Source organism: Psychrobacillus sp. PGGUH221 (assembly GCF_042055255.1).
Classification (GTDB): domain Bacteria; phylum Bacillota; class Bacilli; order Bacillales_A; family Planococcaceae; genus Psychrobacillus.
In genome coordinates, this window is sequence record NZ_JAQMHQ010000012.1 from 1 (window position 1) to 22795 (window position 22795).

Annotated in this window: 23 protein-coding genes and 2 pseudogenes; 21 read left to right on the top strand and 4 right to left on the bottom strand. The window is 34.5% G+C overall.

Translation table 11 applies throughout. The features are described 5' to 3' along the window. Window positions 1-948 precede the first annotated feature (948 nt). From PGC35_RS19060 to PGC35_RS19075, 4 genes are all read left to right on the top strand, one after another. Window positions 949-3255 (top strand): ABC transporter permease, encoded by a 2307-nt coding sequence (locus tag PGC35_RS19060; protein WP_375220267.1) that lies wholly within the window; start codon window positions 949-951, stop codon window positions 3253-3255. Between the two features lie 4 nt (window positions 3256-3259). Continuing rightward, on the top strand, window positions 3260-4018 hold the full coding sequence (locus PGC35_RS19065; protein ID WP_375220268.1) for an ABC transporter ATP-binding protein: 759 nt from the start codon (window positions 3260-3262) through the stop codon (window positions 4016-4018). 243 nt (window positions 4019-4261) lie between these two features. Further along, a complete protein-coding gene (locus PGC35_RS19070) occupies window positions 4262-5737 on the top strand; it encodes a serine hydrolase domain-containing protein (protein ID WP_375220269.1) in 1476 nt (491 codons plus the stop codon). Window positions 5738-5921: 184 nt separating this feature from the next. Further along, window positions 5922-6125 (top strand): DUF2975 domain-containing protein, encoded by a 204-nt coding sequence (locus PGC35_RS19075; protein WP_375220378.1) that lies wholly within the window; start codon window positions 5922-5924, stop codon window positions 6123-6125. Window positions 6126-6422: 297 nt separating this feature from the next. On the opposite strand, the gene PGC35_RS19080 is transcribed toward PGC35_RS19075, so the two are convergent. Next, on the bottom strand, window positions 6423-7247 hold the full coding sequence (locus tag PGC35_RS19080; protein ID WP_375220270.1) for a metallophosphoesterase: 825 nt from the start codon (window positions 7245-7247) through the stop codon (window positions 6423-6425). A gap of 188 nt (window positions 7248-7435) precedes the next feature. Between PGC35_RS19080 and PGC35_RS19085 the strand changes: the two genes are divergently transcribed. After that, window positions 7436-7657 (top strand): hypothetical protein, encoded by a 222-nt coding sequence (locus tag PGC35_RS19085; RefSeq protein WP_375220271.1) that lies wholly within the window; start codon window positions 7436-7438, stop codon window positions 7655-7657. Window positions 7658-7749: 92 nt separating this feature from the next. Here the strand turns inward: PGC35_RS19085 and PGC35_RS19090 are convergent, their stop codons facing one another. Next, window positions 7750-8328: a YkoP family protein gene (locus PGC35_RS19090; RefSeq protein WP_375220272.1), complete on the bottom strand. Its 579-nt coding sequence runs from the start codon at window positions 8326-8328 to the stop codon at window positions 7750-7752. A gap of 140 nt (window positions 8329-8468) precedes the next feature. On the opposite strand from PGC35_RS19090, the gene PGC35_RS19095 reads away from it, so the two are divergent. The 9 genes from PGC35_RS19095 to PGC35_RS19135 all read left to right on the top strand — a co-directional run bounded on the left by PGC35_RS19095 (window position 8469) and on the right by PGC35_RS19135 (window position 15188). Next, window positions 8469-9593 (top strand): MGDG synthase family glycosyltransferase, encoded by a 1125-nt coding sequence (locus PGC35_RS19095; RefSeq protein ID WP_375220273.1) that lies wholly within the window; start codon window positions 8469-8471, stop codon window positions 9591-9593. 611 nt (window positions 9594-10204) lie between these two features. Continuing rightward, window positions 10205-10411 carry a DUF1657 domain-containing protein gene (locus PGC35_RS19100; RefSeq protein WP_053589392.1) on the top strand — a complete coding sequence of 69 codons (207 nt, stop codon included), beginning with the start codon at window positions 10205-10207 and terminating at the stop codon, window positions 10409-10411. A gap of 77 nt (window positions 10412-10488) precedes the next feature. Then, complete coding sequence (locus PGC35_RS19105; protein ID WP_375220274.1) at window positions 10489-10962, top strand: YhcN/YlaJ family sporulation lipoprotein; 474 nt, start codon at window positions 10489-10491, stop codon at window positions 10960-10962. Between the two features lie 20 nt (window positions 10963-10982). Next, the gene (spoVAC, locus tag PGC35_RS19110; RefSeq protein WP_375220275.1) at window positions 10983-11462 is read left to right on the top strand and encodes a stage V sporulation protein AC; all 480 of its coding nucleotides are present in this window, start codon (window positions 10983-10985) and stop codon (window positions 11460-11462) included. Beyond that, window positions 11462-12475 (top strand): stage V sporulation protein AD, encoded by a 1014-nt coding sequence (gene spoVAD / locus PGC35_RS19115; protein ID WP_053589395.1) that lies wholly within the window; start codon window positions 11462-11464, stop codon window positions 12473-12475. The genes spoVAC and spoVAD overlap by 1 nt, the downstream gene beginning before the upstream one ends. Before the next feature lie 2 nt (window positions 12476-12477). Next, window positions 12478-12828, top strand: coding sequence for a stage V sporulation protein AE (gene spoVAE, locus PGC35_RS19120; protein ID WP_053589396.1), 351 nt, complete (start codon window positions 12478-12480; stop codon window positions 12826-12828). Between the two features lie 12 nt (window positions 12829-12840). Next, window positions 12841-13047 (top strand): DUF1657 domain-containing protein, encoded by a 207-nt coding sequence (locus PGC35_RS19125; protein WP_053589397.1) that lies wholly within the window; start codon window positions 12841-12843, stop codon window positions 13045-13047. A 23-nt stretch (window positions 13048-13070) separates the two neighbouring features. After that, complete coding sequence (locus PGC35_RS19130) at window positions 13071-13931, top strand: DUF421 domain-containing protein (protein WP_375220276.1); 861 nt, start codon at window positions 13071-13073, stop codon at window positions 13929-13931. A 624-nt stretch (window positions 13932-14555) separates the two neighbouring features. Then, entirely contained in the window at window positions 14556-15188 is a 633-nt protein-coding gene (locus PGC35_RS19135; RefSeq protein ID WP_375220277.1) for a histidine phosphatase family protein, read from the top strand. 182 nt (window positions 15189-15370) lie between these two features. Here the strand turns inward: PGC35_RS19135 and PGC35_RS19140 are convergent, their stop codons facing one another. Both PGC35_RS19140 and PGC35_RS19145 read right to left on the bottom strand, forming a co-directional pair. Next, on the bottom strand, window positions 15371-15700 hold the full coding sequence (locus PGC35_RS19140; protein ID WP_275786659.1) for a tRNA-binding protein: 330 nt from the start codon (window positions 15698-15700) through the stop codon (window positions 15371-15373). A gap of 33 nt (window positions 15701-15733) precedes the next feature. After that, window positions 15734-16631 (bottom strand): annotated as a pseudogene (locus PGC35_RS19145) (DMT family transporter). A gap of 668 nt (window positions 16632-17299) precedes the next feature. Between PGC35_RS19145 and PGC35_RS19150 the strand changes: the two are divergent. The 7 genes and pseudogenes from PGC35_RS19150 to PGC35_RS19180 all read left to right on the top strand — a co-directional run bounded on the left by PGC35_RS19150 (window position 17300) and on the right by PGC35_RS19180 (window position 22788). Then, entirely contained in the window at window positions 17300-17578 is a 279-nt protein-coding gene (locus tag PGC35_RS19150) for a hypothetical protein (protein ID WP_375220278.1), read from the top strand. A 139-nt stretch (window positions 17579-17717) separates the two neighbouring features. Continuing rightward, complete coding sequence (locus PGC35_RS19155; RefSeq protein ID WP_375220279.1) at window positions 17718-18587, top strand: GNAT family N-acetyltransferase; 870 nt, start codon at window positions 17718-17720, stop codon at window positions 18585-18587. A 100-nt stretch (window positions 18588-18687) separates the two neighbouring features. Then, complete coding sequence (locus PGC35_RS19160; RefSeq protein WP_056829996.1) at window positions 18688-19140, top strand: VOC family protein; 453 nt, start codon at window positions 18688-18690, stop codon at window positions 19138-19140. A gap of 246 nt (window positions 19141-19386) precedes the next feature. Further along, complete coding sequence (locus PGC35_RS19165; protein ID WP_053589405.1) at window positions 19387-20640, top strand: Y-family DNA polymerase; 1254 nt, start codon at window positions 19387-19389, stop codon at window positions 20638-20640. Between the two features lie 456 nt (window positions 20641-21096). Next, window positions 21097-21774: a GDSL-type esterase/lipase family protein gene (locus PGC35_RS19170; RefSeq protein ID WP_375220280.1), complete on the top strand. Its 678-nt coding sequence runs from the start codon at window positions 21097-21099 to the stop codon at window positions 21772-21774. 168 nt (window positions 21775-21942) lie between these two features. Beyond that, the gene (locus PGC35_RS19175) at window positions 21943-22380 is read left to right on the top strand and encodes a hypothetical protein (RefSeq protein WP_375220281.1); all 438 of its coding nucleotides are present in this window, start codon (window positions 21943-21945) and stop codon (window positions 22378-22380) included. 6 nt (window positions 22381-22386) lie between these two features. After that, window positions 22387-22788: pseudogene (locus tag PGC35_RS19180) on the top strand (DUF6157 family protein). Window positions 22789-22795: the final 7 nt, after the last annotated feature.

Here is a 22795-nt window from a genome sequence, read left to right on the forward strand (position 1 = left end):
AAGCTCCACTACTGTTTGTTTAAATTCTTGGTTATAACGTTTTTGACTCATAATACAGACACGACCTTTCGTTAGTTCAATTTTATTGACTTAACCAAGATGTGTCCATAAATCTATTCTACATTCAGAAGTACATTATTTAACAAAATTGTTAAGGTGAAAAATGAAGAATAATAAAAATAAATCAAATGTTGGATATACAATATTTAAGCCAACGGGAGTATGTCACGAATTTCCTCAAGAGTAAAACAACAAGTGATTGGTAACGTACTTTTTATCGAAAAAACATATATGACAGTTATAGTTGAGTAAAAACTGAAAGTGTAAATGTCCAAGGAAGTATTGATAAAAAAGCGCTGATTTTGCGTTTCATGGATGGTTAACAGGAAATCTTTACAAATTCTTATTAATTCCCTGTTTTATTAAACTGTATAATTAACGTGTTATTCAAGCTCTATATAAATGTAACAGGAGGGGAATCTATGTATAAAAATTAAAATTTACTTTAAAAAAGACAGATTACAAGGCTTATTAAAAAACTACATATAAAAGGAAAATTATAATTATGCAAAAAAACAATTTGCTAATGACAAACATTTAGCTAATTGTTATTGGGTCAGTTACTAAATATGTGATGTAACAATCGATGTGCTTGAATAATAAAATAGTAGATTGACTTTTTGTCATCTTCCTTATGTACAAATTAAAAGGAGAATGTAGTTCTGAAAGTAAATTTTGAGGGATTAATATAATTATGAATAATATTCTTTGACTAATAGGAGCTTTAACCAGATGAGGAATAATGCTCTTTTTTGTTGAAAAGGACAATTATTTGGGAAATATTTTCAACCTTAAGATGCATAAAATCTCGGTCTTGAGATGTACTATAATTTTTTAATTATCTGTTAGATTTATATTATGAAAGAAAACCTAATACGGAGGTGACTTATGTATAACAGAATAATAGGCAATGACATTTTAAAGAGCAAAGCGATAACGTTGACAACAATGATATTTGTTGCTGCTGCGGCTATGCTTGTTTCGCTCGCGGCGATACTCGTCGTCAATCTTTCGGGTTCGCTAGATACACTTATGAAAAATGCTAAGACTCCTCATTTTATGCAGATGCATTCGGGTGAAATTGATACTGAGCGGCTTGCATCATTCGCTGAGCAAAATAGCAATGTCGATGATTATCAGGTGGTTGAATTTCTCAACATAGATAGTACGCAAATTATATTGGGCGATAATTCACTTGCGAATAGTGTTCAGGATAACGGCTTAAGCATACAAAACGAAAAATTCGATTATCTTCTTGATCTTAATAGTAACATCATCAACGTTTCCGACGGTGAAATTTATGTTCCAATAAGTTATATGAGGGACAAAACCACAAAGGTAGGTGACAAAGCGGTAATAAGCGGGAAGGAATTTACCGTTGCGGGATTTCTCCGTGATTCCACTATGAATTCCTCGCTCTCCGCGTCAAAGCGATTTCTTGTAAGCATCAATGATTTCGCGGAAATTAAAGACCTTGGAAGTATCGAGTATCTGATTGAGTTTAGATTAAAGGATTTCTCGGCGATAAGTGAATTTGAAACAGCTTATGCTTCCGCTGGACTTGAAGCGAACGGACCAACAGTTACATATACGCTTTTCAAAACGATGAACGCCATTTCAGACGGGATGATGATTGCGGTTATCCTTCTTGTAAGCGCACTTGTCGTTGCCATCGCATTTATGAGCATTCGTTTTACGCTCCTAGCAAAAATTGAAGATGACTACCGTGAAATTGGCGTTATGAAAGCAATTGGGCTTCATCTTTCCGACATAAAGAAGATATATCTTGCAAAATATGCAGCTATTGCGGCGGCAGGTAGTATCCTTGGTTTTGTTCTTTCGCTTATGTTTCAAGGCATTCTTCTTGAAAATATACGGCTTTTTATGGGCGAAAGCGAAAATTCTTCTTTTGCAATAGTTTTAGGAATCATTGGAATACTAGTTGTATTTCTTGCAATTATTGCTTATGTAAAAGGAGTGCTGAAACGTTTTAAGAAAATCTCCGTTGCAGAAGCTATACGCTTTGGTACTTCCCAGGAAAAAAAGGCTGGCGCTAAGCGTTTTTCCTTAAATAAAAACAGACTGTTTAGTACGAATATTTTTCTCGGAATCAAGGATGTCTTCGCAAGAAAAAGACTTTACGCCACAATGCTTGTAGTACTGGTGATTTCAGCATTTATAATTATTGTTCCGCAAAACCTTTACAACACGATTTCTGAAAAAAGCTTCATTCAATATATGGGAATTGGAAACTATGATCTGCGCATACAGACCAATATAACTGACAAAAGCGATGAAATTGTGAAGACAATTGACAGCGACATTACTGTTTCGAAATATGCTGTTATGACAACTAAGACATTCAAAGTAAAAACGAGTAACGGGTCAGAGGAAAATATAAAAGTTGAACTTGGTGACCATTCGGTATTTCCTATAGAGTATTCTGAGGGCAGAGCTCCTGTTGCAGAAAACGAAATCTCTCTTTCGTCTATAAACGCCGATGATCTGGGCAAAAAGGTCGGCGAGGTCATGACGCTGGTGATTGAAGGGAAGAAGAAAAATCTCACGGTAAGCGGAATATATTCGGATGTCACCAACGGCGGCAAAACCGCAAAGGCTGTATTCACCGACAATTCGGCGAGCGTCATGTGGACCATCGTCTGTGTTGAACTTTCGGATAAATCTCTTGTCGAAAGCAAGGTTTTAGGATATTCGGACAAATTCGATTTTGCAAAGACTTCCGACATTGATGAATTTGTTTCTCAGACCCTAGGCTCGACAATAACTTCCGTTAAAATGGCTTCCTACGCAGCAATTGCCGTTGCACTGATTATTACAGTACTAGTTACACTGTTGTTCATGAAAATGCTTATTGCAAAGGACAGATATTCCATTGCTGTCATGAAAGCGCTCAGTTTTACAAACTCGGACATTAAGACACAGTATGTTTCTCGTTCCGTTTTCGTTCTGATTGTCGGAATTATTCTGGGTACGCTTCTCGCGAACACTCTCGGAGAGGTCCTTGCCGGCGCACTTATTGCTTCGTTTGGAGCGTCAACATTTAATTTTACAGTTAATCCGCTTACAGCGTATTTGCTAAGTCCGCTGATGATGATAGTCGCGGTGCTTATCGCTACATTGTTGGGAACATCAGGTGCGGGGCAAATAAAAATTTCTGACAATATAAAGGAGTAGGCATATGAATAAGATTATTATCGGTGATCACATTGTGAAATCTTTTGGCGTGGACGATGAACAGCGAAATGTTCTCGACGGAGTGTCCGTTGATATAAATGAGGGTGAATTCGTTGCAGTTATGGGTCCTTCGGGATCGGGAAAATCTACACTGATGTTTGCTTTGAGTGGAATGGACAGCGTAGACGGCGGAAAGGTCGTTTTTGATGGCATGGATCTAACGGAGGTCGGGGAGAAAGAGCTTTCAGAAATACGCAGAATAAAAATGGGATTTATATTTCAACAGCCTACTATGCTGAAAAATCTAAATATACTCGATAACATTATTCTTCCGTCAATGCGAAACAACAGAAAAAACGCACCAAAAATATCTGAGAAGGCAAGAATGCTAATGCAAAGGGTAGGCATTGGAGATCTTGAAAAGCGCGATATTACACAGGTTTCGGGAGGTCAGCTTCAGCGTGCAGGAATATGCCGAGCGCTTATGAACAATCCGAAAATCATCTTCGGTGACGAACCTACTGGCGCGCTCAACTCTAAATCTTCGGAGGAGATTATGGACATATTTTCCGAAATCAACTTGGATGGAACCGCGCTTATGCTTGTAACTCATGACGCAAAAGTTGCAGCTCGGACAGATCGGATTATGTTTATGCGTGACGGAAAAATCGTGAGCGAGTTGAAGCTTCCGAAGTTTGACGGGAAGGAAATTGAAAATAGAGTTGATGAAGTTACAGTTAAAATGAGGGAAGTAGGAATATGATTTGATTTCTTCAAGAAATGAAAAGAAAAAAAACAACAATTAAGCATACCCTGCTCCATCGTTAAAAAAGAGGAGCGTACATTAATAAGTCTATGGATTTGGGTGGACTACTTGTATGAACTCCTCAAACAAATTTTCACTCTCTGTGGTGAAGCGCTGGTTATTGCGCTTCATCGATTACTAAAGGGGCAGAGAGATAACAAGGTCTTATAAAAAACTACATATAAAAGGAAATTTTAAATTATGCCAAAAAAACAATTTGTAATCGTTAAAATGTTAGTAATCACCATATTATTGCTAATGACAAACATTAGCGGAGTTGTATTTGCAAACGAAGATGAGTCTACAAATGGTAATCTAGATATTTCTGAGATCGATAAATTTATGAACAATGAAATTGAGAGACTGAACCTTCCTGGTGCTTCTTTGGCTATCGTAAAGGGAGATCAAGTTGAATACTTACAAGGGTATGGTTTTGCAAATGGAACAAATATAACACCGCAAACGCCAATTGTTATTGGGTCAGTTACTAAATCCTTTACAGCGCTTGCCATTATGCAGTTAGTAGAACAAGGAAAAATTAGATTAGAAGATCCCGTGCAATCTTATATACCTTGGTTTCAAATTGCAGATAAAGAGGAATCTAAAAAAATCACCATTCAACACTTATTGAATCAAACAAGCGGTTTTTCTACATATGATGGTCAAGTTGCTATTTCACAAGGAGATCAGACATTAAAAGAACATATACAAAGCTTGGTAAATATAAAATTGACATACCCTGTTGGGGAGCAATATCAATATTCGAATTTGAATTATAGCATTTTAGGTTTACTCGTCGAGGAAGTGACGAATACATCGTATAAGGACTACATAAATAAATATATATTCAAACCACTTGAAATGAGCAATAGCTTCACTGATCCTAAAGATGATATAAACAATACAATTGCGAACGGATATCAAACAATATTCGGCATAAAAGTGACGACAGAGCAATTAAACCATGAGGGCAATGTTCCTTCTGGTTACATTATTTCCAGTGCGGAAGATATGGCAAATTATATGATCGCACAACTGAATCAGGGAGAATTTAAAGGAAAGAGTATTTTATCATCGAATGCCATGAACACATTGCATCATCCATCATCTTTCTTAGGAAATGAAACCTACTATGCGATGGGCTGGGAAGTGAATAAAGAAGGAATCTCCCATAATGGTTGGACAGAAAACACATACTCAAAAGTTCTGTTAGATGGTGAGTATGGCATCAGCCTACAAATCAATTCCATGGATTATTTTAATCTTAATGAATATGATTCCATCGTAAGTGGAATAAACAAGCTGGTACATAATGAAGATCTTTCTATTTCAGATAGTAATCCATTTATGAAATATATAATTATTGATTTGATTTTACTTGCATTCATCGCTTTTATTGTTTGGTCAGCTTACAGAATCTTTAAATCTAAAAATCGAAAAGTACCGACATTCCGTAAGATTCTATATGGGTTGAGTATATTAGTATTTAACTGGCTGCTGCCGTTGATTATTTTAATTGGATTCCCTAAATTATTTGGCCCATTGTCTACGGTGACTTTATTTGCTCCTGGAATAGGGCACCTGTTATTTTTAATACCTTTGCTCCTTTTAATTGTGGGAGTCGTTAAATTAGGTAAAGTAACACTAACATTAAAGAAAAATACTTTGGATGCATAAGCTCTCTAAAATCGTGAATACAGGGGGTACTACTGAACGGGTATCGCCATTTCTTATTCAACTACCGGGGCAGGTTAGTTGAATAAGTTTATAAATAGAATAGTTTTTTAGTTTTATAAAGCATTTCTTTGTAATGAGGAATGCTTTTTTATTATTTTCTTAAAATGAAAATGATATCACTATAATCACCGTCAGTACATTGATAGTAGTAGGAATTATATTTGGAGTTATATTAGGTTCAAGTGAAGTTGAAGACATAACAGGTATTATAAGCTTGGGATTAATGCTCACTTTTGCTTCAATGGTGATTGGGATCTTTGCTACTGCTCTTCAAAAACTTTTACAAGAAGCAATCGACATAAAATCAGTGAATGACTTAATAGTCTGAGGTGAATTATCTAACTGATTTTAAAACAGAAAAAGAATTGATTCAAACTGTTGAGAATAATATTTACTACTATAACTATAAACGGTTCCAATAACGACTGAGCCACCGAGCTCCGATAGAATATCGAATCTCCATGGCTTAGTCTCTTTAGAACTGTCTACTTGACACAGGGGTAAGTGCAAATTTGGTCCTTTTTAATTATGATTGAAATTTCAAGAATATAGTTCTTGCTATTATGACAGAAGCATTTGTTTGTATATCAAGGTTAATATCGTTATCTCAAAATTTATTTCAAAGCTATATTAGTGTTAAATGATGTAGAGAAATTTCCGGGCGACTTCCAAAACGTATATTAACGCCAGTTTGTCCTAATCCTTCGCTAATATAAAATGATTTTCCCTGATGACTATGCAATCCTTTTATCATATTTAAGCGAACTAGTTTCCCCATTTTAATAAGATGATACGGTTTCGGCCAATGAATTTGCCCCCCATGAAAATGACCAGATAGTAAATAATCATAAGGAACATCTTCCATGCTAAGTACTATATTCGGATCATGAGTTAATACAAGATTGTATCCATCTGTCAGTCCTTCGTATGATTTATCCACGTTACTCCTATTTGTAGAGAAATCATCTATTCCAATAATGTTAATTTTCCTCCCATTATTCCATAGCACATCATTTTCATTTATCAACGTTTTACATCCATTCTGATCTAAAACTTGCTTTAATTTAATGAAATCTGGATGTCTTAAAACATAATCGTGGTTTCCAAACACTGCAAAAGTTCCGTGTTTTGGATTCAATTCATTTAAAACTTTTAAATATGGTAATAGTTTAGGGATAGTACGTTTACGATCTAAAAAATCTCCCGTTAAAGCAATCAGATCAATTGACTGATCTTCTAGAATAGAATAAAGGTGCGAAGGTGAAATGGAAATGTTTTCAAGATGCATATCTGAAATATGTAATACACGAAATGGATTCCCGTCTACCTGTGTATTCACTTTGGAATTAATAAACACATTATTAAATAATACTAGCTTGGTATTTTTATATCCTTTATAAAATAAAATAGACAGGATAGTTACAATGAAAAACGAAAACAAAATTAACAAGTAAATTCCCCCTCTTGGAAAATAATATAGGAGAAGAGAGAAGATTGTTAGCTTTAATTTATGGATACACAACCAGTAATGTTTATGATGAAACAAAATGAAGGAAATAATACTAAGCATAATAGCAAATTGATTACCGATACTAAGTGGGTTCAAAAATATTTTTAAAAGAAAGGAGGAAGATTGTAATGAGGTTTCTTACTTGGGGTGCAATAGGGGTTGCTATTTTTGGTGTAGTTCGAGGGATGCGAAATGGTACCTTTAAACAATTTACTCAAAATATGCCGAACAAATTAAATTTACAGAACTTACAGCAAATGACTAAACCATTGCAACAAGCGACGCAGCCATTACAAGGGATGGCAAATAACCCTTTAACCGAAAAACTACCGAAGCAGCAAAGCTTCTAATTTGTTGCAAAAAGATATAGAAATTCTCTTTTTTTATAAATTGCCTATAAGCAATGCCTATAATATTAGGCAGACCTATAGGCTTTTATTCTTCAAGAAGCAATAACCTTAGATGTTTTACCATATTTTATATATATCATATCTTTTGACATAAACAAGTAATGAGGATAAGGGGTCTTGTTACTTTTAGAAGAGTGTTTAGAATTGGAAAGGTAGTGGATTGGGTAAAGAGCAATCCGTTTATACCATAAATACGAAATACTAGAAAATGAAACAGATTCAAACCCTAAACGCCTAAATCCTTTATTAATCATTGTAATACCAATTACTCCTTTTATTTGTTGATTATTTTTATGATGGATAATATATAATGCAAGATCAGGTAAAGATTCCTGAACTTTCTTATAAAGATACAGGGATTTTTTAAAATTTTCGTCCTTGTTTTTCATTTCTTCTAATATACGGACGTTATGGAGATGGATCTTGATAAGAAGGTCATTTTTTTTAATTGAAGTTCCGTCAGAAAGAACTACTTCACGTCCTTTATAACGCGTTAACCGAACACGGAAAATATTATAATTCGTGCTAATTTTTTCAAGACATTTTAAACGAGTACAAAATAAGTAAACCTGGTCAAACATTCCCCATATTTGTATTATGAATTTTTTCATTATTGTTTACATTCCTCCTTGCATTTAGAAGTTACTATCCTGTTTAGATTAACCATTTCTCACTCTAATATTAATAAAAAATAGCTGGATATATTAGTGAATGGGGAACATACTACACAAAAAGACAGGTGGATGCATGTATGAAACGGATATTATTTATGCCCTTCTTGCAAATGTCATCTGGTCATCACCAAGTAGCAAATGGAATAATAGATTCACTTCAGGAGACTAATGACTTGTTTGAATGTGAAAAAATAGACATATTGTCGTACAGTTACGGAAATGTTGAAGGATTCATATCAAAATTTTATTTAAAATGGATTTATCTCTTTCCCAACTTATACAGCTGGTTATATAAGAAATCTGCATATAAATATAAAAATGAGGCAAAACGTTTTTATTTTTATGAATGGTTGTTCCTCTATTGGATAGAAAAATTGATTAAAGAAAAAAATCCGCAACTTATCATTTGTACACATGCATTACCTTCTTATTTGTTAAACCATTTAAAACAAAAAGGGAGTATATCTGTTCCAGTTATTAATGTCTATACCGATTATTTCATAAATCAAATATGGGGAATGGAATGTATAGACTACCATTTTGTACCCACCAAAGAAATAAAAGAAGTTTTAATTGAGCGCGGAGTCAAGTCTGATCATGTTCTTGTTACAGGGATTCCGATTCACCCTCGGTATAAGGCGCAGGCTAAGGTACTTCATCAAAAAGACAAATTTTCGATTTTAATATCTGGAGGTAATCTTGGTATAGGTTTAATAAAAACATTTGTTGAAACGCTCCAACCTTCAGGGAAAATTAATTATACGGTGCTTTGTGGGGAAAATAATAAGTTGTTTAATTGGATTAAACAATTGAATAATCCATTCATTAATGCTGTACCTTATATTTCATCGAAAGAAGAAATGAACAAATTGTACGATAGAGTTGACGCAATCATTACGAAGCCGGGAGGCGTGACGATAAGCGAATGTCTATTTAAAAGAATTCCTATCTTTATTTATCATGAGTTGCCTGGTCAGGAAGAAATTAATTTACAAAATTTAAAAAAGTGGGGTCTTGTGTATCACTTGGAGTGCTGGCGAGAAACCCCTAATTTTGAGGAAAAAATACTAAAGGTATTACATTGCGACAAGCTTCAGAAATTGCTGAATCAACAATTAAATACTTATCATCAACATTTATCAAAAGAGAATGTTTCTCTCTTCATTGAAAAGCTATTAGCTGAGAACAACATAGGTAAATAACATGGTTATCGCTAAATATCATGGGATGAGGAAAGTCACCATCCTTATCCTGAAATAGAGAAGAGGCTGGTCAATTAAAGTTGTTGACTGATTCTTATTCGACTAAAGGATACAGGAATAATCCGATACTTTTATTCAAACTTAATCGAAATCAACATTTTTAAAATAAATATTTTATTGCTTTTTCGTGAGTAAAGAATAGAAAAGAAAAGTAAGTGAAATTCTCTCTAGTAATAACGAAAAAATATGGATTATGGAAAAAAGAAAAATTTCACTATGTACTCTTAAATTCTATGATATAAGAACTATAAGGCAGGAATCTATTTTGAAATTTTCAAAATAGATTTTTTTTATTTATCGTAAAGATTCCCTAAAGAATAAATAAATTAGGTTTAATACAACATTGATTCAACAGACAACAAGTGAATTACAAGGATTAAGTACTGATAAATTGAACTTTTAAGGATTTAGAAGGTTTATTAACTAGAAGTATAAACTGCTAATTAAAGGGGTAAAATAGCGATTGTTCCAATTGACAATTAATAATTGGAAATGAAGACATTTTATTTTAATAGAATTTAGAATTCAAAAGACAAAAGGTGGTGTTAATCATGACAGTAGTTAATGACATTAAGACAGTTATAGCAGAATTGAAAAGTGCTCAGGCAAGCTTTGAAACATTTGCTCTAAGTACAGAAAATCAACAAGCGAAGTCGCTTTACCAAGATGCTGCTACACAAACCCAATCTATTGTAGATAGTATTGAACCTCGACTTCAACAAATACTACAAGAAGAACCTCAATACAAACAGGAATAATTAATATTGAGAGACAAAAGGTTGGTTACCTCAACTTTTTGTCTCGAAAATAATGCATAAAATATAGAGGTGAAATCATGATTTCCAAAACAACAAAATTGAAAGTTGCTATTTTAATATTAATGGTTATTGGATTATGCTCTGGTTGTAACGGAAATCAGAAACAATTTGCTGATACTAATGAGGATTTTACTGATTCACTCGTGAAAGTAAGTAATCCAATCAGTCAATCGGTCGCTAATCAAGTAAAAGAAAATATCAGCACAGAAGAGGAAATATCAGATGTAAAAGCTGTGAATTCTGATAAAGAGTTATTAGTGGCCATAAAAGTGAAACAATTTGATCGTTTCCAATTAAAAAAGATTGAGAAGAATTTAAAATCAGATCTGGAAAAAATGCATCCAGATTATAAAGTCTTGGTTTCTTCCGATCAAAAAATGTATTTTGAACTTGATAAATTGGAACAAAAACTTCTAAAGAATAACTTGAGTATGAAAAAGCTAGAAAAAGATATAAAAAAAATCAAAAGTCTCATGAAGGAACAATCGTAGAGGAAGAGGGGCTTGCTCCCATGTCGAATAATAAAAAGAAACAATTGACACCAGTACAACAGGAATATCAAGATCTTCAAAAGCAACACGAAATAAAAAGACCTGTAATTCGAAATTGTATAAAGGCATTTTTTACTGGTGGACTTATTTGCCTTATCGGGCAGCTAATTCAAACATTCTATATATATTTCTTTGATTTTACAGATCAAACCGCAGCAAATCCAACAGTTGGAACATTAATATTTATTGCCATGCTTCTTACTGGATTTGGAGTTTATGATAGAATCGCCCAATTCGGTGGAGCTGGTTCAGCTGTTCCAGTTACCGGATTTGGTAACGCGATTATATCTGCTGCAATTGAACATCGAACAGAGGGATTTGTGTTAGGTGTAGGGGGCAATATGTTTAAACTTGCTGGTTCCGTAATTGTATTTGGCGTATTTTCTGCATTTGTTATTGCTTTGATTAAAACAATGTTAATACAGTGGGGTGGTTTGTAATGTTAGCGGGTCATCGTACATGGATCTTTGATCATAAACCTGTCATTATTTCCACTGGAACAGTTGGTGGACCATTTGAGGCAGATGGAGCTATAGCAGACGATTTTGACCTTCTGCATTCGGATTTATGGCTGGCTCAAGATTCATATGAAAAAGCACATAAAATTCTTTTTGAAGAAGCTTGTCAAAAAGCACTAGAAAAAGGAGGAATCCAAAAGGAACAGGTACAATTTCTTCTCGCTGGTGATCTGATTAATCAAATTACCCCAACGAGTTTTGCAAGTCGAACTATTGGAGCACCTTATTTTGGTTTGTTTGGTGCTTGTTCGACATCTATGGAAGGCTTAGCTCTAGGTGCTTATATTATTAACACAAATGGTGCTAAATATTTATTAACAGGGGCTTCAAGCCATAACACTGCCGTTGAAAAACAGTTTCGATACCCAACTGAATATGGTGGACAAAAACCACCTACTTCACAATGGACGGTAACAGGTGCTGGGGCGGCTTTATTAAGCTCTTCCGGAGAAGGACCCCGTGTCACTTCTGCTACGATAGGCCGTGTAATTGATATGGGGTTGACTGATCCTTTTAATATGGGAGGGGCTATGGCTCCAGCTGCGGTAGATACAATTGAGGCGCATTTAAAGGAACGAAACATTGATCCTTCTTATTACGATTTAATTGTAACAGGTGATCTCGGTAGAATAGGCCAGGAAGCATCCTTTGATTTATTCAAAAAGCATGGCATTCCCATTGTAGAAAAACAATACCAAGATTGTGGTCTTATGATTTATCGAGAAGGACAACCAATTTTGGCGGGAGCAAGTGGTGCAGGTTGCTCAGCGACAGTAGTTTATGGCCATTTATTAAATAGAATGAGAAAAGGTGAATTTAAAAGAATGTTAGTAGTAGCTACAGGTGCTTTGTTATCTCCCCTGTCCTTTCAGCAAAATGAAACGATTCCTTGTATCGCACATGCGGTATCGATCGAATACGGGGGTGAAGAATAGAGATGATCTTTTTTTGGGCTTTTGTTGTTGGTGGATTTATTTGTGTAATTGGACAAATTATGTTTGATGTGTTTAAACTTACTCCGGCACATACGTTAAGTACCCTTGTAGTAATAGGTGCTATTTTAGATGGGGTAGGTTTATATGAACCGTTGATTGATTTTGCTGGCGCAGGAGCTTCGGTGCCTATTACAAGCTTCGGTAATTCTTTGGTACACGGTGCTATGCAAGAAGCTGAAAAACACGGTTTAGTTGGTGTACTTACAGGGATGTTTGAAGTGACGAGTTCAGGAATTTCATCTGCGATTATTTTCGGTATGTTGGGTGCGCTTATTTTTAAACCAAAGGGATAAGGAGAATGAAAGATGACCGTTGTTTCAGATGTAAAAAAATGCCTAGCCAGTCTTAAAGGAGTAGAAGCTAGTCTTTCCAATTTAGCGGAACGGACACAAGATTACGAATCCAAACAAACCATACATCAAACGATGATGACAGTATCCGAGGTAGTTGAGGATTTAAAAAAAAGAGTTGGAGAATTGGAAAGTGAAGAATTTCAATATAAAGGATTTTAAAAATAAAGGAGGTCTTTTATATTATGCCTGAATGGCTTGATGTCATAGTTCGATCGTTAACGTTTGTGATTTTTCTGTTTTTCGTTACAAAGATGCTAGGTAAAAAACAAATTTCCCAACTTTCATTTTTTGAATATGTTACTGGAATAACCATAGGAAGCATAGCGGCAGAAGTTATTATGGGATTAGAACAAAACATGTTTTTAGGCTTCCTAGCGATTGTAATCGTTTCTATTTTACCGTTTTTAGGTGGTATCGTTTCTTTGAAAAGCAAAAAGTTTCGCGATTTTACTGAAGGCAAAGGGACTATATTCATCAAAGATGGCAAGATTATGGAAGAAAATTTAAAAAAGGAAAGATATACAGTGGATGAAATGTTAGAATTACTTCGTAAGAAGGATGTCTTTCAAGTTTCTGATGTGGAATATGCAATATTAGAGGCAACTGGAGAGCTATCTGTCCTGTTGAAGAAAGAAAATCAACCTTTAACAGCAAAGGATTTAAACATTAAAGTAGCTTCAATTAAAGAGCCACAGACTGTTATTATGGATGGCAAGATTCTGGATGAACCCCTTTCTACCATTGGGTATAATCGGGGGTGGTTAAAGACTGAACTTGAAAAACTAGGGGTCACTATTGAAAATGTTTTTGTAGGGCAAGTAAACTCCTATGGGGAATTAACGGTAGATGTCTTTGATGATAAGCTACAAGTCCCATCTCCTCAAGAAAGGCCATTAATCCTTTCCACAATGAAAAAATGCCAAGCGGACTTAGAATTATTTTCGCTTTCAACAGAAAATAAGGATGCCAAGAAGTTATATGTAAAAAACAGTGAATTACTACAAAATGCTATTGATAAAGTTACCCATATCTTAAAGAGTTAAATCTACCATATTAGAGTTGACCTTATTTAGCAAGTTCTTATGAAGAAGATGAACCCAAACAAGCGATAAATTTCGAACAAAATAGTGAACTTCTATAAGTTTAGATAAATTATTATGGCCAATACGGAAGTAAATGCGATTAATATAATTAGAATGAAGTTACTATACTTAAATTTTGGTCTGATAATGATATAAAAAATTAGAATGCAAATGAGACAGGTTACTAAGACTGCTAAATTTTCTAATGTAGTTGGATAAAGATTAAACATATGATTACCAATCCTTCTTAATTTAGCTTAACCAACCTAGCCATAAAGTATTGTAGTACTAAAAAATAATCAAACAAATTTAGGCTTTCCCAATAAATCTTGGTGTTGGCTTTATCAGTTTAGACAAACATGCTAGAAACGATACTATTGAGGTTTTATCAAACAAAGGCTGTCTAGGGGGAAGTAACTTAGGGCTATAATTATGAACAAATGTACTTTAAGTAACGTTCGCTTTAGTTGGACAGCTCTTTTCTTATTAAAATAAAGACGCAACCAAGATATTAAATTAATGGTATATTTCTACAAGTAGGATAATTTGAAATATACCATTAATTTTTGGGGGAGGGAAGGCTGATTGAGCAACATTATCTTGATACAGCATTGTCAATCAGAACACCATATAAATAACATGACAGGAGGATGGACAGATACTCCTTTAACAGATTTAGGGAGAAAACAAGCAAAACTTATAGGGGACAAAATTAAAAAGGAAATAGTAGATCATAACGAATATGCTTTTTATTCATCTGATTTATTAAGAGCAGTACAAACAGCAGAAATAATCGCCAATTTGATAAACTTAAAAGTCAACAAAAATAAAGGACTTCGTGAAATAAATACTGGTGTTGCAACAGGAAAAACAAAGGATTGGGCAAGAGAAAATAGAATACCAAGGAAAAATAGTGGATTTGATTTAGATTATCAAGAATTTAAAGATGGAGAGACATGGAGACAGTTTTATAGTCGTGTTTGTAGCTGTATGGATAGGATATCTGAAATAGAAAAGGGGAAAAATTTAGTGATTGTCACACATGGCGGTACTCTGGGTTATATTACTGCTTGGTGGATGAGATTTGAACCTGAAATGATTGCTAACGCATACTTTTCTTCATCAGTTGGAGGTATTACAGTTCTAAATCGAAATAGTTTTCAACAGAACGTTATAAATAAGTTTAATGATACTTCTCATTTTTCTTTATTGAACTAACGGGTGCTTTAGAGAAAGATCATTGAGTTGTTATTTTAGCACATTTTTATTTTTCAACTAAAGGGGCTGTTTTGTGAAACATTGACTTTTAAAATAAAAAACACAAGTGGAAATATGATACCACTTGTGTTTTTTTGACTTTAATTTTAGGTGAAATTTTTAAGCTATGCTCATTACAGACCTTATCCTAATCGGTCTCCTTTTTTAACTTTTTGTTGTGGTTCTATAAGAACAACACCCTGTTCTGCATATACTCCCATCACTAAAACCTCAGAACTAAAACCAGCAACTTTCATAGGAGGAAAGTTAACTACTCCTAATACTTGTTTACCAATTAGTTCATCCAAATCATAACAATCTGTTATTTGAGCACTACTTTGTTTAATCCCTATCTCTTCTCCAAAGTCAACCCACAGTTTATATGCTGGTTTTCTTGCTTTAGGGAATGCTTCTGCTCTGGTAATTTCCCCAACACGCATATCTAGCTTTTGAAAATCGTCGAAAGTTGCCATAGTAATGCCTCCTATAATTTGTATTCGCTTTATTTATTGAGATAAAGAGTTTTGTTCTTCATGTCTATCTTTAATGACTATTAAGACCCCTAAGAGAATTAAAACAGAGCCTATCCAAAAGGTTATACTAATTGTTTCACCTAGTATTAACCATCTAATAATGTTCCAACAACGGGTTGAACGAAAAAGAAAACTCCACCACTGGAGGCATTTAGCATTTGTAATCCACGATTCCATAATAGAAATGCAATAGATGTCGATACTACACCCAAATAAATTAATCCTCCCAAAATGGTTGGATTAGTTAAATCGTTTATATCAATTTGTGGTAGTTTTGTTATAACAAAAGGAGTTAAAACAACAAATGCAATTAAAGTAGCATAGGTCGTAACGACAATTTGTGAATAATCACTAGGTAGACGTTTTATGAGTACAGACATTAACGCCCATGTTAATGCTGCTATTATAAGTGATACTCCACCAAGCATGCTAGACATATTAATATCATCCATTCCAACAATGGTAATCACACCAATAGTGGCTAAACTAACTGAAATAGCCTTCTTTAAAGTTAAACGTTCTTTAAGTATTAAACTAGCAAACAAAACCATAAATGCTGGTGTTGTAGAAGTTATAATAGCACCCATTTGTGAGTAGAAAGCATTGTACCTGTTTCTTGAGTAACAATGGAAATGACGTACCCTATTATAGAAATAGCAATTATAATGCCAAAGTGACGTCTTTTAATTCTCCAATTTTGTCTAGTCACCAGTCCAATTATGACTAGTGCCACTAGTGCTATTAAATAACGCATCCATACAAGTTCTAATGGTGGTATGACTGCCACTAATATTATAACGACAACATACATACCTCCCCAGATACTCGAAGCTAATATTAAATATAAAGAACCCATAAGTGTATTTTTCATTTTATACCCTCCGTTTTATTTTAGGCTAGATATGCCCTAACGGAGAGAAGTAGTATTATAATTTTCTCTCCATTAGAAGCGGGAGAGTACTACTGGTACATCGTTTTCGAATAAAGGTGCTAAAAACAAGATTATTCACTCCTTTTTAATATTAAGTAACGCATTTATTTTAGCAAATAACTATCCTAATTAAAATATAATAGGAGGTTGAAAATTAATAATATTAGAAAATCTATTTTGCCTAACGAAGTGCAATGCCAATATTATTATGGTGCTAACTGGTCCTTTAGTTAAATAAGAACATTAATTCGATGGTCTATTTTTATGTCCAATACAAATTTCGGTGATCAAGTGTGAAATGTTACACTTAAACTAACGTGGCAGGTTAGTTCAAAATCTAGAATCCAATGCCATACTATTAAAACAGGAGGTGACAAGATCATACTAGAAAAAAGGCACGTATAATCAACGGAATTTTCTATGAACATACCGTTTACCGTAATGGAAAATACAGACTTTATCCAACTATTACAGATTTAAATACTCTTATTGATAAATTAATTGAAGCAAACACAACAACTGAATATATCAGAATCACTCCATTTTATGTGAACGAAAAGGTAAACTTACAGCGTGAATTTGATCAATACATGTTCTTTGTAGAATGCATGGAACAGTTTAATGAACAAGATGCAGAAGATCGTATTTTAGAATCCTTAGACATGGATGCTACATCTGTGACACTAGAAGAATATGATAGGGGCAAAATACTAACCCCGATATGTAGATACGATGATTCAGAATCATTTAAAGCCTCACTAGATAAATACCGAGATTATTTAGATGTGCTATTACCCTGTTTATTTGATTACGCGAAAGTGGATTTGGAACTTTCAGAAAAGGATTTGGCATTTGGTTATTTTTGTTTTGAAATCCATAGCGAATAACTCTTATTCAACTAACGGGTACTTAGTTAAGGATCATGCGTTGCTTATGCAACTCATTCTTCTTATTGGACGAACAGGGCAGGATTATTTCAATAAATTAAAGTAAAATAAGAAAAAAACCAATATAGGGGGTGTTCTAATGCATACAGATAACAAATCAGTATTAGAATTAATGCAATTTGATGAATATGACGTATTAGAGTTAATAGAACTTTCAGCATCAGTGGGCTGGGATTATGATGAACATGAAATTAGAACTGTTATGTCATCCGGTAAAATATTTGGACATAAAAATGCTGTGGGGAAAATTGTCTCGAGTGCTGCAATAATACCTTATGATACTGATTTAGCTTCCATTGGTATGGTTATTGTTAATAAAGAATACAGAGGTTTAGGATTGGGAAAAAAAGCTACTCAGAAATGTATAGACAGTGTTTCTAAAGAAACCTCAATAATGTTAATTTCAACTGAAGATGGGAAACCCCTATATGAAAACTTGGGTTTTATTACTGTTGACTATATACATAAGTATTTAAGTGATAGTTATATTCAGACTAAAATGTCTATTAATCAAGAAATAACCTTAGGGAAATACAGTGAGAATGATTTTAATGAAATTGTTGAATTAGATTCGGCTGCGTTTGGTGATAAGAGAAGAAAATTTCTTCTTAACCGGATAGAACAATCAAAGCTATGTTTGGTCGTTAGAAATCAAAAGGGGAAAATTATTGGATATGGATTGTCTATATTAGGACCAATAAATCTAATATTGGGACCTATTGTAGCACCGAATCCCCAAACCGCAGCTTTAATAGTCGATGAGTTAGCTCTTAATCATCAAGGGAAGTTAAGGATTGATGTACCTTCCAGTAATAAGGAGTTAATGTTTTTCTTGCAGAAAAGTGGATTTATAAAAGTTAGTGAACCGCCCATTATGATAAAAAACTCTGTTAATATGCCATACAGGAATAAGGAGTTATTTGCTATTGCTGCCCAAATCTTTGGGTAAGGACAGAAATACCTTATTCAACAAACAGGTGCTTTAGCAGAAAATCATCGTGCTGCTTAGTTGAAGAAGATCAATATAGTATTTTAAAAGAGGTGTTACTTTGATAAAAGGTTTATATGAAGCACACTTACCAGTAAGTAACTTAGAAAATTCGATTTTATTTTATCAAAATTTAGGATTAGATATAGCCTATAAACAAGATAAACTAGCTTTTTTCTGGATTGCAAAAGGTGAAAGTTGGCTTGGTTTATGGGAAAGCGATAAAGTTGAGATACCTTATCATCCTTCGATACGTCATATCGCGTTTCGAGTAGAGAAAGAGGATATCATCTTCGCTAAGAAATGGTTGAGTGAAAAAGGAATAGGTATTCGTTCTTCATTTGGCTTTGATGAACATCGTCAACCACTTGTATTACCTAATAATCCTCATGCACATGCTGCGATTTATTTTGATGATCCAGATGGTAATTCAATTGAGTTCATCACTCCAATTAGATTAGATTTTCAAGAAGATTTTAAGATGATGACATTTGAAGAATGGCTGAAACGATAGGAGTCACAGCAGAAAACTTTCTTCAACTAACAACTAACGGATGCTTTCGTTCAATAAGAACTGCTAAATTAATAACTTGATTACAAGGTTTTGGATAAGTTAAATGAGAACTAAATTTTATCCATCTTGGATTGAAGAGGATGTAAAGGTGGATATAAAGTAAAACCTATTATTTACCATTGAATAAGAACGTTCGTTCGGCATATACTATGAGAACAGTTGTTCCTTATGAGAGGAGTAAATAATATGTATGAAGGGTTAGAAAGTCGGAAAATAATATGTATTGATATGCGGAGTTTCTTTGCGAGCTGTGCGGCGGCCGATGCGGGGCTGGATGTGATGAATACACCCATTGCAGTGATTGGTAATATGGAGCATAAGGGAAGTATTGTACTCGCAGCATCTCCTATGATGAAGAAAAAATTTGGTGTGAAAACAGGAACACGGCTATTTGAAGTTCCAGATCATCCGTCTATTCATTTAATTGAGCCGAAGATGGAATTTTTTGTTCGAGTTTCCGTTGAAATCGTTCGCTATTTAAATCAGTATGTTCCGAATGAAGCAATTCATGTGTATAGTATCGATGAGTGTTTTGCTGATTTAGGCGGTACCGAAAAGCTTTGGGGTCCAATCGAAAAAACAATTAAGCGAATCCAAGACGGCATGTACAGTCAGTTTCAATTGCCGTGCGCTGTTGGGATGGGACCAAACATGCTGATGGCAAAGCTTGCGCTAGACTTAGAAGCAAAAAAGACAGGTTTCGCGGAGTGGACGTATGAGGATGTGCAAAAAAAATTATGGCCCGTTACTCCTTTAAGTGAGATGTGGGGAATTGGTTCTCGTTTAGAGAAGACATTGAATAATATGGGGATTTTTACAGTTGGGCAGTTAGCCCAAACTTCTCTCGCTACATTAGAAGCAAAATTTGGTGTCATGGGCAACCAACTTTACCATCATGCGTGGGGAATTGACTTGTCCGAGCTTGGCGCTCCTTTAGTGAATGGACAAATCAGTTACGGGAAAGGCCAAGTATTGTATCGTGATTACTGTACAAAAAAAGAAGTGATGGCAGTGATTTTAGAAATGTGTGAGGATGTCGCTAGACGCGCCAGAGAAGCGAACATGGCAGGAAGAACCATCCATCTTCAAGTCGGATACAGCAAGGATTCATTTGGAGGGGGATTTAATCGTTCTCGCTCGATAGAAGAACCGACAAATGCCACGATGAAAATATATAAAGTATGCGAACAGATTTTTGATGAGTTTTATGATCATCGTCCTGTTCGTAGGCTGGCAATTTCTATTACCAATTTAGAGCCGGAATATTCGATGCAGCTCAGTTTGTTTGAAGAAGGAAAGTGGAAGGAACGAAAGTTAGGAAAAACAATGGATTTGCTGCGAAGCAAATACGGCTCCACTGCAATTCTACGCGCTGTATCCTATACAGAAGCAGGAACAGCGTTGAAACGTGCTGGTTTGCTTGGTGGGCATAAGAAGTAGAAGCGAGAACCAATCGAACATTTTTGACCCCAAACGAAAACATGACGTAATTCCTAGGACAACGTTATGTTTTTTTGAGTAGGTATGACATTGTGATGGCAACTGTTGTTAAATCAATAATGAGACCAAATTTTGTTAAATTAATCTAGATTTTTTGCGTAGATTTTCTCTGACATATCTAAAAAATTTATATTGATAAATCCCATGAAATATGTCCAACCTATGCCGATAATAAAAATAAATAGATACTAAATTAGTGTATACACAAGTGATGTAATGTGAAGAACAATTGCATCAATGGAAGAGGTGGCAGCATCTATTCATTTACAACTAGCATGTAAATGAAATTATTTTCGAGAATTCAACTAAACTCATATCACTATTTTTTGGACACTGACAGTAGGAATACATTTACGATTCATATAAAGAGATATTTAATACTAGGAGAAAATACTTTTGATAAATCAAAAAAATAGGAAAAGATTATTAATTACGTCAATTATTTTGGTTATACTCGTATGCTTAGAAGGCTTTCAAGCGACTTCAATGAGTGCTTCAACAATCCGTGTTGCCTGTGTGGGCGATAGCATTACTTATGGATATGGGTACCCTGCCGAATTGCAAACCCTGCTTGGTACCAGTTATAGTGTGGAAAACTTTGGTTACAGCGGCAGGACTGCGATGAGCACTGGCGACAAGCCATATGTGAATGAAAAAAATTTTCAGGACAGTTTAAATTACTTGCCGGATATCGTTGTAATTATGTTTGGGACGAATGATTCAAAAGTACAAAACTGGGTGAGTAAAGAGGAATTTAAAAAGCAATATAAAGAGCTTGTGCAGTCCTATACTCAGTTAAAATCAAAACCCGTTGTCTATCTCAATACACCAGCAACTCCCTTTTATGTTGATGGAAAAACAGAAGGCCCAATGGAGTTTAATATTCAAAAGGATATGGTCCATGAAGCAGCTGAAGCTGTACGGGAATTAGGAAAAGAGCTTGGATTACAAGTAATTGATATTAATGATATAACAAAGAACCATCCAGAATGGTTTAGAATAGATGGAATCCATCCAAATGCAGACGGAGCAAAAGCAATTGCCAATATGGTATACGATGCCATCAAAAAATAATTTATTATTTCAACCAAATCTGATTCAGCTTTAGAGCCGGATATTCGAAATGATCGAACGTTTACATGCGTTCGATTTTTTTGTTTTAAGATACGGACTTCAACTTTCCTATTTTGGAAGGGTATTCTCTCCTATATGTGGAATTAAATATAAAGGGAGAATAAGCGAATGAAAATGAAAAGTCTATATCTTATGAATTTGGTTTACATATTACTGTCGCTATACATGTTCCTCATCGCAAGAAAGTATATATTTGTTGATGAAACCGCGAGAAGCGCAGTGAGCACACTAGCTATAGGGATTATTGGAAGTATGAATACATTTTATATTAAACAAGATCGACTACAAAAAGCTTTCAAGCATTTACTCGCGATTTATACAATAGGACTAATAAGCTTAACTATTTTATTTTATATGGAATTACCTACTTATACGTACAAAGATGCAATAGCTAAAATAGAGAGCGAAACTGGTGAAGAAGTGGGTAAAGGAAAAGAAGTTAAAAAAACGATTGGGCACTATATTATCGAAACAAACGGTGGCACATACTTATTTAATGTAGAAAGTGGAGATTTTGCGAAGAGACAGGAAAATGCAAAGGAGTGATAGAAAGTGAGCTACAAAAACACTTTTATCCTAATATCTGAAGATTCACCAGTGGAATCTGCCATCATACCGATGTCGAGAAAAGAAAAACCAACTATTGCTTCAATTGAGTATGAATTAATCTACAATAATCCTTATAAATAAACGCAAGACGATGTGCAATTTCAAACTTATGTCATAAAAAATGAGATTGAATCAGACCAGCTAGACGAACTTCGCGAACAATTTTTCTCCAAACCTAAAGCATGCTTTAGAGCCTCTCCATTAGTTAAAAAATATGGATGGGGAATTCACTATAATGAAGAAGGAAAAGTCTCCATCTACGAAATGAATAGTAGACCATATCATCAATTTCTTCATTCGGATGAAACCACGATTTTAAAAGGAATGCGATCTAAGCGTAAATAAAGAGGGA